The sequence below is a fragment of the Chryseobacterium turcicum genome (genome assembly GCF_021010565.1).
Classification (GTDB): Bacteria; Bacteroidota; Bacteroidia; order Flavobacteriales; family Weeksellaceae; genus Chryseobacterium; species Chryseobacterium turcicum.
This window is the reverse complement of sequence record NZ_JAJNAY010000001.1, coordinates 3,157,090-3,175,491: the sequence shown is the minus strand read 5'-3', so window position 1 is coordinate 3,175,491 and position 18,402 is coordinate 3,157,090. Positions and strand designations below refer to the sequence as shown.

Annotated in this window: 16 protein-coding genes; 12 read left to right on the top strand and 4 right to left on the bottom strand. The window is 33.9% G+C overall.

Annotation, left to right across the window (positions count from 1 at the left end; all coding sequences use genetic code 11):
- Positions 1-174: 174 nt before the first annotated feature.
- Positions 175-1,953 (bottom strand): AMP-dependent synthetase/ligase, encoded by a 1,779-nt coding sequence (locus LO744_RS14405; protein WP_230670299.1) that lies wholly within the window; start codon positions 1,951-1,953, stop codon positions 175-177.
- A 239-nt stretch (positions 1,954-2,192) separates the two neighbouring features.
- Here LO744_RS14405 and LO744_RS14400 point away from each other — a divergent pair, with 239 nt between their 5' ends.
- Both LO744_RS14400 and LO744_RS14395 read left to right on the top strand, forming a co-directional pair.
- On the top strand, positions 2,193-3,332 hold the full coding sequence (locus tag LO744_RS14400) for an acyl-CoA dehydrogenase (RefSeq protein WP_230670297.1): 1,140 nt from the start codon (positions 2,193-2,195) through the stop codon (positions 3,330-3,332).
- Between the two features lie 25 nt (positions 3,333-3,357).
- Positions 3,358-3,723 (top strand): hypothetical protein, encoded by a 366-nt coding sequence (locus LO744_RS14395; RefSeq protein WP_230670295.1) that lies wholly within the window; start codon positions 3,358-3,360, stop codon positions 3,721-3,723.
- A 142-nt stretch (positions 3,724-3,865) separates the two neighbouring features.
- Here the strand turns inward: LO744_RS14395 and LO744_RS14390 are convergent, their stop codons facing one another.
- Positions 3,866-4,780: a DUF4349 domain-containing protein gene (locus tag LO744_RS14390; protein WP_230670293.1), complete on the bottom strand. Its 915-nt coding sequence runs from the start codon at positions 4,778-4,780 to the stop codon at positions 3,866-3,868.
- A gap of 406 nt (positions 4,781-5,186) precedes the next feature.
- Here LO744_RS14390 and LO744_RS14385 point away from each other — a divergent pair, with 406 nt between their 5' ends.
- Entirely contained in the window at positions 5,187-7,526 is a 2,340-nt protein-coding gene (locus LO744_RS14385; protein ID WP_230670291.1) for a reprolysin-like metallopeptidase, read from the top strand.
- Between the two features lie 77 nt (positions 7,527-7,603).
- On the opposite strand, the gene LO744_RS14380 is transcribed toward LO744_RS14385, so the two are convergent.
- Entirely contained in the window at positions 7,604-9,199 is a 1,596-nt protein-coding gene (locus tag LO744_RS14380) for a peptide chain release factor 3 (RefSeq protein WP_230670289.1), read from the bottom strand.
- A 331-nt stretch (positions 9,200-9,530) separates the two neighbouring features.
- Between LO744_RS14380 and LO744_RS14375 the strand changes: the two genes are divergently transcribed.
- A complete protein-coding gene (locus tag LO744_RS14375) occupies positions 9,531-11,882 on the top strand; it encodes a choice-of-anchor L domain-containing protein (RefSeq protein WP_230670287.1) in 2,352 nt (783 codons plus the stop codon).
- 57 nt (positions 11,883-11,939) lie between these two features.
- Here the strand turns inward: LO744_RS14375 and rsmA are convergent, their stop codons facing one another.
- Positions 11,940-12,710 (bottom strand): 16S rRNA (adenine(1518)-N(6)/adenine(1519)-N(6))-dimethyltransferase RsmA, encoded by a 771-nt coding sequence (gene rsmA / locus LO744_RS14370; RefSeq protein WP_230670285.1) that lies wholly within the window; start codon positions 12,708-12,710, stop codon positions 11,940-11,942.
- 91 nt (positions 12,711-12,801) lie between these two features.
- Between rsmA and LO744_RS14365 the strand changes: the two genes are divergently transcribed.
- From LO744_RS14365 to LO744_RS14330, 8 genes are all read left to right on the top strand, one after another.
- Positions 12,802-13,698: a cell division protein FtsX gene (locus LO744_RS14365; RefSeq protein WP_230670283.1), complete on the top strand. Its 897-nt coding sequence runs from the start codon at positions 12,802-12,804 to the stop codon at positions 13,696-13,698.
- A 2-nt stretch (positions 13,699-13,700) separates the two neighbouring features.
- Positions 13,701-13,997 (top strand): DUF3098 domain-containing protein, encoded by a 297-nt coding sequence (locus LO744_RS14360; protein ID WP_230670281.1) that lies wholly within the window; start codon positions 13,701-13,703, stop codon positions 13,995-13,997.
- A 97-nt stretch (positions 13,998-14,094) separates the two neighbouring features.
- Complete coding sequence (locus LO744_RS14355; RefSeq protein ID WP_230670279.1) at positions 14,095-14,913, top strand: undecaprenyl-diphosphate phosphatase; 819 nt, start codon at positions 14,095-14,097, stop codon at positions 14,911-14,913.
- Positions 14,914-14,917: 4 nt separating this feature from the next.
- Complete coding sequence (locus tag LO744_RS14350) at positions 14,918-15,373, top strand: hypothetical protein (protein WP_230670277.1); 456 nt, start codon at positions 14,918-14,920, stop codon at positions 15,371-15,373.
- Positions 15,373-16,074, top strand: a complete 702-nt coding sequence (gene truB / locus LO744_RS14345) for a tRNA pseudouridine(55) synthase TruB (RefSeq protein WP_230670276.1) — start codon at positions 15,373-15,375, stop codon at positions 16,072-16,074. Before LO744_RS14350 ends, truB begins: the two co-directional genes overlap by 1 nt.
- Positions 16,075-16,150: 76 nt before the next feature.
- Positions 16,151-16,660 carry a hypothetical protein gene (locus LO744_RS14340; protein WP_230670275.1) on the top strand — a complete coding sequence of 170 codons (510 nt, stop codon included), beginning with the start codon at positions 16,151-16,153 and terminating at the stop codon, positions 16,658-16,660.
- Complete coding sequence (rluF, locus tag LO744_RS14335) at positions 16,660-17,379, top strand: 23S rRNA pseudouridine(2604) synthase RluF (RefSeq protein ID WP_230670274.1); 720 nt, start codon at positions 16,660-16,662, stop codon at positions 17,377-17,379. The genes LO744_RS14340 and rluF overlap by 1 nt, the downstream gene beginning before the upstream one ends.
- A 213-nt stretch (positions 17,380-17,592) precedes the next feature.
- Positions 17,593-18,402, top strand: a complete 810-nt coding sequence (locus LO744_RS14330) for a hypothetical protein (RefSeq protein ID WP_230670273.1) — start codon at positions 17,593-17,595, stop codon at positions 18,400-18,402.

The window sequence follows — 18,402 nt, the reverse complement described above, 5'->3', positions numbered from 1 at the left end:
ATTCTACTCCTTCTGGAGGGATAGCAAAAATTTCTTTAAAATTTTTGATGGGTGGTAATCTCACCAATAAATGTATTAACAGCTTTCGTTTCGCTCAGAATGATAAACATCTACTATAGATTTTAAAACTAAAGCCAAAAAAAGCCGTTCCTAGTCAGAAACGGCCTACTTATTTTAATCGTGATGCTCGTACATTTTATTGTACAAATCAATAAATTTTTCTTTAATTGCTTTGCGTTTAAGCTTTAAAGTAGGAGTTAAAAGTCCGGCTTCAATTCCCCAAACTTCTGGTGTCAATTCAATTTTCTTTATTTTTTCCCAGTTTCCTAAATGTTCGTTGATATCATCAATCTCTTTTTCTATTCTGGTTTTCAATTCAGCACTTTTCGCAATTTCTTGTGGAGTAGTACCGATGTTGAGGTTATTTCTCATTGCCCAGCTTTTAGCAAATTCAAAATCGGGTTGTACCAATGCAGTAGGCATTTTTTCACCATCACCAACTACCATGATTTGCTCTATAAATTTCGAAGCTTTCGCTAAGTTTTCAATCGTTTGTGGAGCGATGTATTTTCCGCCGGAAGTTTTAAACATTTCCTTTTTACGGTCGGTAATCTGTAAGAAACCGTCGTTATCAATATGGCCAATGTCTCCGGTTTTGAAAAATCCGTCTTCCGTAAATGCTTCCTTGGTTTGTTCATCACTTTTAAAGTAACTTTTAAAAACGGAAGGTCCTTTTACGGTAATTTCTCCATCTTGCTGAATTTTTACCGTTAAATTATCCAATGGATGCCCTACAGTTCCCACTTTCATTTTTCCGAAAGAGTTTACCGAGATTACGGGTGATGTTTCTGTCAAACCATATCCTTCCAAAATAGGAATTCCTGCGTTTTGGAACATTAAATTTAATCTTGTAGACAAAGCCGCCGATCCAGAAACTAAAGTGATAATCTCACCTCCCAAACCTTCTCTCCACTTTTTGAAAACCAATTTATCGGCAATAATTTCCTGTAAACCTGAAGGTCTGGAAACTTCTTTCTTTTTTTGAAGCAGCTGTAAAGCCCAGAAGAAAATTTTCTGCTTTAAACCTCCTGCATTAGAACCTGTATTATAAATTTTATCATATACTTTTTCTACCAAACGAGGAACAACGCTCATGTAATGAGGTTTTACTTCTTTTACATTTTCACCCATTTTTTCGATACTTTCGGCAAAATAAATAGAGAAACCGTTGTATTGGAAAAGGTAAAAGAGCATTCTCTCAAAAATATGACAGATAGGTAAAAAGCTTAAAACTCGGGTATCTTTATAATCTAGACTTTTCTTTTTTGGAATTCTTGGAATTGAACCTAAAACATTGGCAACAATATTTTCATGCGTTAGCATCACTCCTTTTGGCTTTCCTGTAGTTCCGGAAGTATAGATTAAAGTAGCCAAATCTTCAGTGTTAATTGCCTTTGAAAGGTCTTCTACCTCAATTTGTGTAGAGTCATCTTCGCCCATATCTAACACTTCTTTCCAATTCGCTGCTCCGCTCACATTATCAAAAGTGAAAATACCTTGCAGACTTGGTACATTGTGTTTTATTTTCATCACTTTGGCAAGCAATTCTTTATCAGAAACAAAACAGTATTTTATTTCAGCATTATTAAAAATAAACTCGTAATCTTCTGGTGAGATACTTGGGTAAACGGGCACAGAAACCACACCAATTTGTGAAAGCCCAAGATCCATTATTGCCCATTCTGTACGAGAATTGGTTGTGATTAATGCAATTTTATCACCAGGTTTAATGCCTAGTTTTAAAAGTCCTCTCGAGATTTTATTCCCTTGATTGATGAACTCCTGAGTAGAGGTTTTTTTCCATTCACCATGGTATTTGGTGACAAACATGTCACTTTTTGGGAGGTGTTCTAAAGCATAGTGAGGTATATCGAATAATCTTTTGATTGCCATAATTTCAAATAATAGTTAGGATTTTAAATATAAGAATTTTTTTTAACTATGAAAATTACTTCTTATTAATTGGAATTTAATAAAATGTATGCCATAATGTTTTTAATAATTCAAATTATAATAATATCTTCTGAAAAATTACAAATTTGATGGAAACCTTGATTAACTCCTAATTAATGAATCTGTTTTCAGATTTGCTTAAAAAGTGTAAATTAGCAACTATATAATAGAAAAATTTTATGGACTTTAATTTATCAGAAGAACAGCTGATGATTCAGCAGGCAGCAAGAGATTTTGCACAAACAGAACTTTTCCCTGAGGTCATCGAAAGAGACAGGGATCAGAAGTTTCCGACAGAGCAGGTGAAGAAAATGGGCGAGATGGGGCTTTTGGGAATGATGGTTGACCCAAAATACGGAGGTGCCGGTATGGATAGTGTTTCTTATGTTTTGGCAATGGAAGAAATTGCTAAAGTAGATGCTTCTGCTGCTGTGGTAATGTCTGTAAATAACTCTTTGGTTTGCGCAGGTCTTGAAAAATTTGCTTCTGAAGAGCAAAAAGTAAAATATCTTACGCCTCTTGCAAGCGGACAGGTAATCGGAGCTTTTGCTTTGTCTGAGCCTGAAGCTGGTTCTGATGCTACTTCTCAGAAAACAACTGCAGAAGACAAAGGTGATTACTATCTTTTAAACGGAATCAAAAACTGGATTACAAATGGTAGTACTGCATCTTACTATATTGTAATTGCACAAACTGATCCTGAGAAAAAACATAAAGGAATCAACGCTTTTATCGTTGAAAAAGGTTGGGAAGGTTTCGAAATCGGAACGAAAGAAGATAAATTAGGAATCAGAGGAAGTGATACGCATTCTTTGATTTTCAACAACGTAAAAGTACCTAAAGAAAACAGAATCGGTGAAGATGGTTTCGGATTTAATTTTGCGATGGCTGTTTTGAATGGAGGAAGAATCGGGATTGCTTCTCAGGCTTTAGGGATTGCTTCTGGAGCTTACGAATTGGCATTGAAATATGCTAAAACAAGAAAAGCCTTCAAAACTGAAATTATCAACCACCAGGCAATTGCTTTCAAATTGGCAGATATGGCAACTCAGATTACAGCTGCTAGAATGCTTTGCTTTAAAGCGGCTTGTGAAAAAGATGCTGGAAAAGATATTTCTGAAAGTGGAGCAATGGCAAAATTATATGCTTCTCAGGTAGCGATGGATACTACGATTGAAGCAGTACAAATTCACGGTGGATACGGATATGTAAAAGAATATCACGTAGAAAGAATGATGCGTGATGCAAAAATCACTCAGATTTATGAAGGAACTTCTGAAATCCAAAAAATTGTGATTTCTAGAAGTATTGCAAAATAATTAAAAAACATCAAAACACTATTTTATGAAAAAACCTTTGTGGATTACTTTAGGAGTAGTTTTACTTCTTGTAGGAGTTTTTATTTGGTATAAGTTTTTCTTCGTTTTCGGAGAAGGCGTGAAATCTGGATATCTCAATTATGCCATCAAAAAAGGATATGTTTTTAAAACCTATGAAGGCAAATTGATTCAGGAAGGTTTTGGAAAAGGTAAAACAGGCACAATTACAAGCTATGAGTTTGAATTTTCTGTATCTGATCCCGAAGTTTTCAAACAACTGGAGCTCAACAGTGGTAAAACCTTTGATCTTCATTATAAAGAATATAATGGAGCGCTCCCTTGGAGAGGAAACACAAGATATGTTGTAGATAAAATAGTGAACATGAAATAAGCAGAAAAGACTCTCAATTGAGAGTCTTTTCTTTTTACACTAAATCACAAAACTGACAAAATTGTGATATAATAAATCTAAGAGGAAAAATTGAGACTTTGTTTTTTATTTCCTTAAAATTTGATTAAAATTTAATAATAACTTAGTTTGATTGATTTTCAGACTGTTTATTGTTTTTCTTTTTATAGAAATAGTAACCGATACCAGCGATTAAAAATAGAGGCCAAAGAGGTAAGATAAATAAGAAAATTGAGGTAATCACATTCCATCCGGAAGATATTGCGTCTAAAGATTTTCCACCAAAGGTTTCAGGTTTACTTTTTGCCAAGGCAGCTTCAGAAGTTCCGTACAGGGTAATTTCCATATCGCACAGAGTGTTATTTACAAAATCTTGCCCGCTTACATCAATCCCTTTATTTTCTACATTTCCGATATTAAAACTTAGGTCATCCATCAGATAATCAAATTTCTGAATCGGTACTTTTACTTTCAGATATGCAATTTTGGTATCGTTGTTATTAAGTGAGGTATTTTCACTTTTTACAAATCCGTCATATTTTTTTACCAGTTCTTTGACGGTTTCTTTGGCAGTTTCGGCATCGTTTACGCTAAGTTCTAAAACTCCGGTTTTTTGCATTTTGTTCTCAGAAATTTTTTCTACTGGTTTCGGCTTGTCTTTGTAAAAGATTTTTGTTTCTCTAATCACTTTTGGAGCCGGAACGTTTACCACAATTTTTTGAAGAGAATCTTTCTTTTCAGGTTTTGATTCCAACTTCATATTGCTTATTTTTTCAGATAAAGAATCAACTCTTTTTGAGGTTGCTTCCATCTTTTCTACCGCTTCGCTTTTCGTTTTTTCAAAATCTTTAATTTTAATATTTGCAGAATCAAATACAGTTTCGGCATCATGATGGATAGAATTAATTTTCTCTCCTACATTTGCAGCGGTACTGTCTGCACTGTTGATAGCGCTTTCCAACTGAGGTTGGGTAGTTTCCCCTTTTTTACACATTACAAATAGGGTAGATACTGCGGCTAATACAATGAACTTTTTCATAAGATTATTTTTTTGTTGGAGTAAAATTAAGAGTGAAATTCTTGTAATGATTGTAAAAGAAATGTATGGTTTTAGTAAATTTTTATAAAGTTGAAAATCAGTATTTTGTAAAATTTTTGTAATTATTTTACAAAGATTTTAGTTAAATGTTAAAAATGTTAAAAGAAAACTATTATTAAGAATATAATAATATTTAACTTTGCTTTTTAAGACTTTCATAATCAAATACCCTTGCTTAATTGTTTTGTCTATATTTGAACACTTTAATAACTTAATATAAAAAGAAGTTGGACATTTTAATGCGGACATTATTGAATTAACTGTTAGGGTGAAAGTGAATTATATAAAAAGAAAAGCTATTTATAAATTAGATACCTTATTAATATTAAAAAAAGAGAAAAACTATATGAAAAAACAACTACTTGCGATGGGAATATTTCTTATTTCCAATGTTTTTTTAGCACAAACAGGCCGACTTTGGAAAGAAGTGTCTCAAAAAAACAATTCGGAAATAATTGAAAATAAGACCAATATTATTAATCCAAGAACTTATAGCCTTGATTTTGATAATTTAAAGAACGTCTTGGTTAAAGCACCGAAAAAATTTGCTGTTAGAGGAAAATCTGATGTTATCGTTTCTTTTCCAAATTCTAATGGTAACATTGAGGACTTTAAAGTAAGAGAAAATTCAAACTTTGCTCCCGAATTAGCAGCGCAATATCCTGATATTAAATCGTATGTAGGAGTAGGTATTGAAGATCCAAGCTCTACGGTTTACTTCAGTATTTCCCCATTGGGATTGTCTTCAATGGAGATTTATGCAAACAAATCTGCTGTTTTTATTGAGCCCTATACGAAAGATCTTTCAACGTATGTTGTTTATAAAAAATCAGACAAAAAAGCAAGCTTAGATAAATTTGAGTGTACAGTGCTTGATGTTGCGCAAAAAGGTATTGATAACTCAAATCTTACTGCAAGACCTAATGCTGATGATGGAAAATTAAGAACGTTTAGACTGGCTTTGTCTTGTACTGGTGAGTATACTGCCTTTTTTGGAGGAACTGTAGCAGGAGCATTGGCTGGAATGAACAACACAATGACCCGTGTAAATGGTGTTTTTGAAAAAGATTTCTCTGCAAGAATGATTATTATTGCTAATAATAATGCTGTAATTTATACTAATGCAGCAACAGATCCGTATTCTCCTTCAGCTCAAATGAATAACTGGAATGCTCAGTTGCAAAATACTTTGACAGCAACAATTGGTGAGGCAAACTACGATATTGGACACTTATTTGGCGCTACAGGAGGTGGTGGAAATGCAGGTTGTATCGGTTGTGTTTGTACAAATGGTACAAAAGGAAGCGGATATACTTCTCCAGCAGATGTTCCTCCATTAGGCACAGGTCCAGTTGGGGACACTTTTGACATTGATTATGTGGCTCATGAAATGGGGCATCAATTTGGAGGAAACCATACATTTTCAATGAGTCTAGAAGGAACGGGGGTAAATATGGAGCCTGGTTCAGGATCTACAATTATGGGGTATGCTGGTATTACAAATCAAAATGTAGTGATGCATTCAGATCCTTTTTTTCATGCGGTAAGTATTCAACAGATTACCAATAATATTAAAACAAAAACTTGCCCAGTAACCACAAATACAGGGAATGCTATTCCTACTGCAGACGCAGGATTAGACTATATTATTCCGAAAGGAACCCCGTTTGTACTAACAGGTGCGGGAACGGATAGTAACGGAGATGCTTTAACTTATATTTGGGAGCAAATGGACAATGCAGTTGCCGGGCAAACAGCAGCGAATTCTGCAGCAAGTGCAACGAAAGCATCGGGGCCAACTTTCAGGTCATTCACACCACAAACAGTTCCGTTCAGATATTTTCCATCATTAGAAAGAGTTCTTTTAGGAGCAACTACAACCTCCAGTCCTGCAGGCACGTCTTCACCTATTGTCGTAGAAGCTTTGTCAAATGTTGCAAGAACTTATAATTTTAGATTTACAACTCGTGATAACAGAGCAGGTGGTTCTGGAAATAATTCTGATGATGCAGTAATCACAGTGAATGCCGCTGCAGGTCCATTTACAGTAACTTCACAGAATACTGCAGGAGTGGTTTGGACTGAAGGACAATCTTATGCGATTACTTGGACTGTTGCCAATACCACAGCTGCTCCTGTAAGTACACCTAATGTCACTATTCTTTTATCAAAAGATGGCGGACTTACATGGCCAACAGTTTTAGTGGCAAGCGCACCAAATAACGGAACCTATAATTATACTGTTCCAGGTGGTCTTGGTGATACCGTTAACAAAGCCAGAATTATGGTAAAAGGATTAAATAATGTATTCTTCAATGTTAATTTACAGAATTTTACAATCAATTCTTCTGCTGTTGTAATACCACCTACTCCTACACCAGGAACTCCGGGAGTGGCGCCATCTCCTATTTATGATGGTTTAATGATTTATCCTGTTCCTTCAAATGATGGCTATGTTTATATTAAATTAGATTTCCCTAAACTTGTCCCTCTTGCTCCATATCCATTCTCATATACTATTTATTCAATGGATGGAAAGCTTGTTATTCCTAAGAGAAACCGTCTTTTCTTCTCAGATCATTTAGAGAAAATTAATTTAACAGGTGTACCAAGTGGAACTTATATGATTGAGGTTGAATTAATGGGTGAGAAAATCGTTAAAAAACTATTAATGCTAAATAAATAGAATTATACTCTATCAATAAGAAAAACCCGTTAAGTTGCAAAACTTAACGGGTTTTTATATTGTATTAACTTGCTTATTTAAGCATTCTTAAATTCACTGATAAAATGCAGTTTCACATTCGGGAATTTTTCCTGAGTCATATGAATGGTGAATGAAGAATCTGCCAAGAAAACCAATTGGTTGTATTTGTCTCTTGCTAAAAATCGCTGTTTCAATCTTGAAAATTCTTTGAATTCTTCAGACTTTTCATCAGCTTCCACCCAACAAGCTTTGTGCATAGAAAGAGGTTCGTAGGTACATTTTGCACCATATTCATGCTCCAAACGATATTGGATAACTTCATACTGAAGTGCCCCCACAGTTCCGATGATTTTTCGGTTGTTCATTTCAAGGGTAAATAATTGGGCAACCCCTTCGTCCATCAGCTGATCGATACCTTTTGCCAATTGCTTGGCTTTCAAAGGATCAGTATTATTAATGTATCTGAAATGTTCAGGTGAGAAGCTTGGAATTCCTTTGAAACTTAGTTTTTCACCCCCAGTTAAAGTATCACCAATTCTGAAACTTCCGGTATCGTGAAGGCCTACGATATCTCCTGGGAAACTTTCATCCACTACTTCTTTTTTATCTGCAAAGAATGCATTAGGAGAAGAGAATTTCATCTTCTTACCTTCTCTTACCAAAAGATAGTTTTCGTTTCTTTTAAATGTTCCGGAAACAATTTTTACGAAAGCCAGTCTGTCTCTGTGTTTAGGATCCATATTGGCATGAATTTTAAAAACAAATCCTGTGAAATTACTTTCTTCAGGTTTTACAAGGCGGGTTTCACTTTCTTTGGGCTGTGGCATTGGAGCGATGTCAATAAAAGCATCCAATAATTCACGAACTCCAAAATTATTTAAAGCTGAACCAAAGAAAACCGGCTGTAAATCTCCATTCATATAATCGTCACGATTAAATTTAGGATAAACAGATTGTATTAAATCTAGCTCTTCTCTTAAATTTTTTGCTGCTTTTTCGCCAATAACTTCATCAATTTTAGGGTCATTAATGTCATCAAACTTTATTGCATCACCTACTTTCTGCTTTTTCTCTTCTAAGAATAACTGAATGTTGTTTTCCCAGATGTTGTAGATTCCCTGAAAATCACTACCCATACCAATTGGTAAAGAAAGCGGACAAACCGTTAATCCTAATTTCTGCTCAACTTCATCCAGCAAATCGAAAGCATCTTTTCCTTCACGGTCAAGTTTATTAATGAAAACCAACATCGGGATGTTTCTCATTCTGCAGACCTTAACGAGTTTTTCAGTTTGCTCTTCAACCCCTTTTGCAACGTCAATTACGACAATTACAGAGTCTACGGCAGTTAAAGTTCGGTAAGTGTCTTCAGCAAAATCTTTGTGACCTGGCGTATCTAAAATATTAATTTTATAACCTTTGTATTCAAAAGCCAACACGGAAGTTGCCACCGAGATTCCTCTCTGTCTTTCAATTTCCATAAAATCGGAGGTTGCTCCTTTTTTTATTTTGTTAGATTTTACGGCACCTGCCTCCTGAATAGCACCCCCAAAAAGCAATAACTTTTCTGTAAGAGTGGTTTTTCCGGCATCGGGGTGAGAGATAATTCCGAAGGTTTTTCTTTTTTCTATTTCTTTGATTAAGTCTGACATATTGTATTTTGAATTTGCAAAAATCGTGAATTTAATCGAATTCTGAAAATCACATTTTTAAGAATAGTAAAAAAGAGTTTTACAGAAAAGTATTATTTTCTTAAATACATGTTTTTTAATAAGCTTTCAAAATAGAAACTGTTCATTTTTTCTCTTGCAAATTTTGTTGCATTAGTTTTTGCTTAATAATCAATTTTCAGTTTTTATCAGATGTTTTTCTGTACAAATAGGGAATTGTATAAAATTCAATAAATTATAAATTAATATAAAAAGTAGAGTAATGTGTATGATAAATGTAAAAAACTATTAAATTTGTTGAAACAAAATTATTATGAAGAGATATATACTACGGTTTTCTTTATTTCTATTAGCTACTAATATTTTTTATGCACAACAAATTCAATCAAGAAAATCTGTTAGGGAAATTAATTTAAATTCAAAAAAAGCAGGAGACTATATAGATGTGAATGTTGCTCCTTATCCTGAAAGTAATTATACTCCTACACAACTCGTTACAGATGTTTTGGTAGGAACTTCCGGTTCTTGTGGAACTCCAAATATTTCTAACGTTACAGTAAGTCCCAATCAACCCGTTACCAATAACAACAGATTTTGGGGGTATTTTAATAAATCAACTTCAACATTTCCTTTTGAAGAAGGAATTATCTTAACTACAGGTTACGCAAGAAAGGCAGGTAATGCGCTTGAGCCCTTCACTTTAGGTGATGGTAATGGAGGAGGAAGTGATGCTGATCTTATTGCAGCTATTGGGGTGACTACACAAATTAGTAATGCAGCTGTTTTAGAATTTGATTTTGTACCTACAAGTTCTCAGATGAAGTTCAGATATATTTTTGCATCTGAAGAATACGAAGGTAACTTTCCATGTCCTCCAACACAGTATGATGATGCATTTGCTTTATTACTGAAGCCTAATACACCAGGAGCTACTTATACTAATTTAGCGGTTTTACCTGGAGGTGCAGGTGCTGTTTCGGTACCTAATATTCTTCCGGGAAGCTTTGCTTGTGGTCCTATTAATGCTCAGTATTTTGGTTCTTTATCACCAAATGCAACAAATTATAATGGTACTACAGCACCTCTTACTGCTGAGGCAACAGTAATTCCTGGACAATCTTACCACATCAAGATGGTTGTTGCTGATGCGAGAGACAGTAGCTATGGTTCTGCTGTTTTTTTAGAAGCCGGTTCATTTGATATCGGTGTAAATTTATTAGATCCTACGGGAGCTCAATTACCCGCAGAAATTAATGTTTGCGATAACGTACCACAAGTAATTACTGCATCTACCAGTGGGCCAAATTTAAATTATAAGTGGTTTTTTAATGGTGTGGAAATGCCTGGGGCTACCACAAATACTATTACAGCAACACAACCTGGAGATTATAAAATTGAAGTGAGTGTTCCTGGAAATCCTTGTCCCGGATCTGCAAGTATAAAAATAAATGGAGGAACCACTCCAGAAGCGCATGATGGAACTTATTTATTATGTGCGACACCAGATGTCACTACATTTAATCTAAATGCAACAAAAGCTTCCATTAGTAGTAATTCTCTAACAGCAATATTTCGTTTTTATGAAAACCAAGCAGATGCATTGGCACAAAATAATGGCTATATAACTAATATTTATAATTATAACGGTGCAGATGGACAAATTTTACACGTTGTAGTTTCTGATGGTGTTTTTTGTAGTAAATTGGTAAAGCTTACTTTACAAAGAGAAGTAACGCCTGTTGCACAATTAGTTTCGTCCCAATTCAGAATTTGTGCAGGAGAAACAATTACACTTACGGCTTCTGGTGGGGTAACCTATCTTTGGGATAATTTTGGAGGAAGTGGCAATACACAGACCGTTACATTGCATCAGTCTACCGAATTTACAGTGTATGCAATTGGAACAAAAGGTTGTAAATCTCTTCAGCCTGCAAAAGTAAGAATCGAAGTTATCCCAGCTATTACAACTCCGTTATTAGATGTAGAAATGTGTGTAGGAGATAACATTGTTTTAGATGCAGGAGCTGGAAACAATTATACTTATCTATGGAATACAGGAGCAACTACTCAGACAATTGTTGCGAATGAGTTGGGTATTTACAGTGTTGAAATCGATAATGGAGTTTGTAAAGACGAATTTAAAGTGAAAGTGTTCGCTGCAGCTTTACCGTTTTTTACGAATCTTAACTATTCAGATAATACACTGACAGTAACGGCGTATAGTCCTACCATCAATAATTTTCCGCAAACACTAGAATATTCTATTGATAATGGAATCAATTGGCAGGAGTCTAATGTTTTCCCTGGTCTTTTAAATAATACAAATTATACAGTACGAGTAAGAATTAAAGGAACGAGCTGTAATGGATCTATAGAATTTTTCACTCTTCATATTAATAACGTAATTACGCCAAATCAGGACGGTGTTAATGATGTTTTAGACCTTACTTCTTTGGGGAACTTCAAAAACTTTACAGGTTCTATCTACGACAGATACGGGGTAGAAATGTTCAGATTCTCAAAAGAATCACCAATTTGGAACGGAACTGTAGGTGGAAAGAGATTACCAACAGCAACGTATTGGTACAAATTCAATTTTGAATACAATAAATCTAAAACTCAGATGAACCAATCGGGTTGGATTATGTTGAAAAACAGAGAGTAATTCTCAATAGTACATAAACAAAAAATGCCTTTCAAATCTGAAAGGCATTTTTTTTGTTTATTGATTTTCTTTCCAAAGAATGGTGAAAGAGATAAAATCTGCTACACTGAGTTCTTCAGCTCTTTTATCTAAAAATTCATGCGTTTTTAGCGCTTCAGGAATATTTAAAACTTTCAGAGAGTTCGATAATTTTTTTCTTCTCTGATTAAACCCTGCTTTTACGATTTGTTTAAAGAGAATTTCATTTCCAGCAAGACCTTCTTTAGGATTTCTAGTCAGTCTTATAACTCCAGATTTTACTTTCGGAGGTGGGTTAAAAACATTTTCATGTACCGTAAAAAGATATTTTACATCATAATAAGCCTGAACTAAGACAGATAAAATTCCGTAATCTTTTGTACGGGGAACAGCGGCAGTTCTCTCTGCAACCTCCTTTTGAAACATTCCTACCATTTCAGGAATCTGCCCATAATAATCAATGATTTTAAATAAAATCTGTGACGAAATATTATACGGGAAATTTCCAATAATCGCAATCTGCTCGTTATTTAATCCTGCGAAGTCATGCTTTAGAAAGTCGCCAACAAAAGAGTCTTCTGTTATTTTTTCGTAATGCTTTTTCAGGTATTCTATAGATTCTGTATCGATTTCGGCAAGATATAATTTTTGCTCTTTTTCAATAAGATATTTGGTAAGAACTCCCATTCCGGGACCTACTTCGAGTACATTTTCGTAGTTTTCAAAACTAAGTCCTTCTACAATTTTTTTGGCGATATTTTCGTCGGTCAAAAAGTGTTGACCGAGATGTTTTTTTGCTTTTACACTCAAAGTTTTTTATGATTTCGTTAACAATGATTTTCTATAATTCGGTACAAATTTCGGAAGATTTTTTCTAATTTAGCCAAAAATTTTAATATTAATGGCTAAATCTGTAGAAGAGTTTAATAAGAAAAGGCTTCGGTCCAGTAATATTACTGTCGTGGTAAGTATCGCTTTAGTGCTATTTTTGTTGGGATTAATGGGGCTTATTTTAATCAATGCTCAAAAATATTCCGACTATTTAAAAGAGCAACTTGTTGTAAATGCTTATTTTGAGGAAAATTACGACATCAAAGATTCAGCTAAAATAGCAAAGCAAGAAGCTGTGGCTGTTGAATTAATCAATAATATGGAAGCCGTAAAACGTACCAAGTATATTACAAAAAAAATGGCTACTGCTGAAGCTAAAAAAAGCTTGGGAATCGATGCGGAAGCTCTTTTTGAAGAAGATATTTATCCTGCATCTGTAGAAGTTTCGCTAAAAGCCGGCTATACAGATTCTATTAAAACGGCCAGTGTATTAAAGGAACTGAAAGCTATTCCTGGAATAAAAGAGGTGAAAAACGATACCGATTCTCAGAAAATATATGATAACCTGAATAAGATTTTAAAATGGATTTTAGGGTTCTGTCTGTTATTCTTAATTTTGGCAATTGTATTAATTAACAACTCGATTCGTCTGAAGGTTTTCTCAAAAAGATTTATCATCAAAACCATGCAGCTGGTAGGTGCCAAACGAAGATTTATTTTGACGCCATTCATCAAAGAAGCGCTTATTTTAGGAGTTCTTGGTGCGGCTATAGGTCTTTTGGCCCTCTTCGGAGTTTGGTATTATTTTACAACAGCAATCAAAACACCTTTCGTACAAGATACGAATCAGTATATTTGGTTGGTGGTTTCTATATTTGGTGTAGGTTTATTCATCACCGTATTAAGTACAATTATTGCAACATGGAGATTCTTAAAATCTAACGTTGACGATTTATATTATTCTTAAAAATGAGCAAAAAAACAAATAAATTTTCGGCATCAGATTTTGGTAACGAAACAAAAGTTTCCGAAGAAAATACGTTTTACTTCGGTAAGCAGAATTTCAAATGGATGCTGATTGGTCTTGCGTGTATTGTCGTTGGTTTTCTTCTAATGATGGGGCCAGACGCAAATACCGTAGACGGAAAATTTGATCCTAATGTTTGGAACGACGATATTTTTTCTATCAGAAGAATTAGAATTGCACCGCTGCTTGTGGTAACAGGGTTTGTTATTGAAGTCTACGCAATTTTAAAAAGGAAATAAAATTTTTTACAATAAAGAGTAAGACAATAAAAGATTTGAATATTAATTTGAATCTTTTACTGTTTTTAAACTTTCAATTTTTTTGAATTAAACAAAAATGGATTTAATCAAAGCAATAATCATTGCAATCATAGAAGGTCTTACAGAATATTTACCTATTTCATCGACAGCACACATGGGCTTTACCGCCAATTTGATGGGCTTAGAAGAAACAGAATTTCTAAAAATGTTTCAGGTTTCTATACAGTTTGGGGCTATTTTATCGGTAGTCGTAGCGTATTGGAAAAAGTTTTTTGACCTTAAAAATCTTAAGTTTTATTACAAATTAGGTTTTGCCGTAATTCCTGCTTTGGTTTTAGGATATATTTTCGATGATATGATTGAAGCTGTTTTGGGAAATCAGATTGCCATTTCCTCAGTTTTGGTTTTAGGTGGAGTTGTTTTGTTATTTGCTGATAAATGGTTTAAAAATCCTGTTATTAATGACGAAAAAGACCTTTCTATAAAAAAAGCAGTAATCATTGGTTTTTGGCAATGTCTTGCGATGATGCCCGGAACGAGTAGAAGTGCAGCTTCCATTATTGGAGGGATGACGCAAGGTTTATCACGAAAGGCGGCTGCAGAATTTTCTTTCTTTTTGGCCGTTCCTACTATGTTGGCAGTGACGGTTTACTCAGTTTTTGTAAAAACATGGGGAAAAGGAACGCTAAACCCTATGAAAGGATATGAGATGATTTTGCAATCTCAGGATCACATTACGATTTTTATTGTTGGGAATATTGTAGCATTCATCGTAGCATTAATTGCCATCAAAGCATTCATCGGTGTTTTAAACAAATATGGCTTCAAACCTTGGGGCTGGTACCGTATTTTTGTAGGAATAGCTTTGTTGATTTATTTTTATTATTTTAAATAAATTCATGAAATTTTGTTTAAATTTTTTACTCGGATTATTGTTTAGTATTTATACAATTTCCTGTTCTCCTGCTCATGTGCTTTTTGTAAAAAATAATACAGATCAAGAAAAAGAAATTTTTGTTGAGTTGGTTGGAAATAAATTTCCAAAGAGTATTTTGTTTTGTAAAGAGCTGGTGAGTGAGGAAAATTTAGAACATAATGCTTTTCCTAAGTATTACAAAGAGGGAAAATGTTTTCAGATGCCTATCAATAGGATAGATGATAAAAGTTATATAATCAATCTTCCTGCAAAGTATACTGTTAATATTGCTCCGAATAATTCAATTTATCCTTTTCAAAAAATATCTTATTCAGCTGAAGGGAAAAAATGCCTTATTAACAACCTTGAATCAAAGGATTGTGAACAAAAACTGAATAAGCAAACTAAATTAGTTTTTATTACTGAAATTTTAAAATAATGACCGCAGAAGAATTACAGTCAGGACATATATTTTTATTAGACAAACCTTTAGATTGGACTTCTTTTCAGGCTGTCAATAAAATGAAATACAAACTCAAGCGAGAGTTTAATCTCCCCAAAAAGTTTAAAATCGGGCATGCCGGAACTTTAGATCCGCGAGCAACCGGTTTATTAATCGTTTGCTGTGGGAAATTCACCAAAAAAATATCAGAAATTCAGGACGCTCCCAAAGAATACTGGACTGAAATAAAAATTGGGGTGCAAACCGAGTCATACGATACCGAAAAACCAGAAATTCTTCATCAGGATATTTCAAAGGTAACGGAAGAAGAGGTGAAAAATGCTTTAGAAAAATTCTTAGGAGAAATAGACCAAAAACCTCCGGTTTTTTCAGCGATTAAAATTGATGGTGAAAGAGCCTATAATTTGGCAAGAGCAGGAGAGGAGGTCGAAATGAAATCTCGAAAAACAACCATTCATTATATTAAAGATATAGAAATCAATTTTCCTTTAATTAGCTTTACTGTGGGCTGTTCAAAAGGAACTTACATTAGAAGTTTAGCCCACGATATTGGTCAGGAATTGGGTGTAGGAGCTTATCTTACCCAATTGAGAAGAACAAAAATCGGTGATTATAAAATTGAAGACGCAACCTCTGATTTTTTGAATAACGAATACAGTTTTGAAAACTATGGTTAAAAATTTATTATTAATTTCTGTTTTATTGTTTTCAATAATGGTATTTTCTCAGGTTGATGATTCAAAAAAGCCGAAAATGAATTTTTATTTTAATCCGACTTTAAATGTTGGCTATAATGTGAAAAATCATAGCAAAAGAAATCAAAACAGAGATTCTCAATATTATCAGGATTATGTTTCACCTTATCTTCCCAATAATTTTACGTATGGAATTTCTGCAGTAGCTGGATATAATTTTCTTCCTAACTTTGCAGTCGGTACAGGTTTGAAATATAGCTATATTGATCCTAATTTTCATTTGATGTATTGGTTGGTTCAGCCTAAATTTATTTTTAATCCCGGTGATGAGGCATTTTTTATTGATGTCACGTATGGGAAACAAATTAATAACTCTGTAATTTCTAATTCTGAATTTTGGAGCTTAAAATTAGGACTTCAGGTAGCCTATTCAAAAAGACTGAGCCAGGAAGGTGGGCTTGTTTTTGAAACATTGCAAGCATCAAGATCAAATACCTTATTTATAGGATTAAGTTATGGAATTACCGTTTTTAGTAACAAAAATTATACAGTAGAAGGAATAGAATAATGGAAAAAACACGTATTAATAAATATCTTTCAGAAGTTGGTTATTGCTCAAGAAGAGCAGCAGATAAGCTTTTGGAAGAAGGTAGAATAAAAATAAACGGCCAGATTCCTGAGCTGGGAACTAAAGTTTCAGATGAAGACGTAGTAGAAGTTGACGGAAAACCCATCCGTGAATCTGAAGAAAAACCGGTTTATATTGCTTTCAACAAACCTGTAGGGATTGTTTGTACTACTGATACGAAGCGTGAAATTGATAATATTATAGAGTATATCAATCATCCTAAGCGAATTTTTCCAATCGGAAGATTAGATAAACCAAGCGAAGGTTTGATTTTACTGACGAATGATGGCGATATTGTCAACAAAATATTACGATCAAAAAATAACCACGAAAAAGAATACTTGGTAAGAGTTGACAAACCACTCAATCCAAAATTTTTAGAAAAAATGAGAAATGGCGTTCCAATTTTAGATACCGTCACTAAGAAATGTGAGGTGGAAAAAATTGATGATATGACTTTTCGTATTGTTTTGACACAAGGGCTTAATAGGCAAATTAGAAGAATGTGCGAATTTTTAGGGTATGAAGTGAAAAAGCTGAAACGCATAAGAATCATGAATATCAAGCTTGATATTCCTCTAGGAAAATGGAGAGATCTAACTCGTGAAGAATTTTCTACTTTGAATGATCTTTTGGAAGAGTCTAGTAAGACGCTTTAAGAAATTTTTATTTTTTTTGTTTGTCTGGTGAATCAGATATTAATTATTGATTTTTTCGATAAAGTAAAAATAACATGATAATTTGTTGATTCAGATGTGATTAAATTATAAATTTGTAGTGTTAATATTTGGGAAATCTTAAAAATGCACCTGTGCTTTACTAAGATTTTCCGGATACTAACAAAAACACAAATTTAATTTAATTAAACGATGATGAAAAAAATACTTCTCGCTAAGGCAGTGGTTTTATATCTGCTGTTTTTTCAAAACGCAAAAGGACAAGTTGGGATAGGGACACAGACTGTAGAAAATGACCTACTTCTAAAAACCTATTCTACTAATAAAGGAGTCTTAATTCCTAATCTTAATATTCCTAATCTCAGTCTTGCTTCACCAGTTACAGCGACTCCTAGTCTTGGATTATTAGCCTATAATACTGCTTCAGGAAAAAAAGGATTTAACTTTTGGGAAACCACTAAATGGAATGAGCTTGTAGATTCTCAAAACATTTATTCAGTACTTGGTTTGACGGTTTCTTACAGTACATCAAGCTCATCATCAGTTGATTTGAGTGTGCTTTCTGGAGCACTAAACTATCCTGAAAACTCTGCACCAGGAGTGGTATGGACAGAGATACCAGGTCTTTCTAAAAATATTACAATTACTCAGGCCAATAATAATATTTTTGTGCTTACTGAAGGCATGGTTCAGGCCAATAATACAACACTTAGCTCTATTAATACGTACACGTATGCTATTGGTGTTTTTGTAGATGATAAATTGGCAGGAGTGAGAAACTACTCTTCCAATTATGGACGTACTTTTCAGTATGACTTCTTTTCGATTAATTCTGTATTCAAAAACCTGAGCTTAGGTAATCATACCATAAAAATGTATGTTACAATGAGGGTTAATAATTATCCAAATGCAACCGTTTGGAAGTTTGGCGGCGCAGCTTCACCTTCTGTAAATGCTGATATGTCTAAGATCAATATGTTTATCAAGCTCACTGAAAAATCTTAA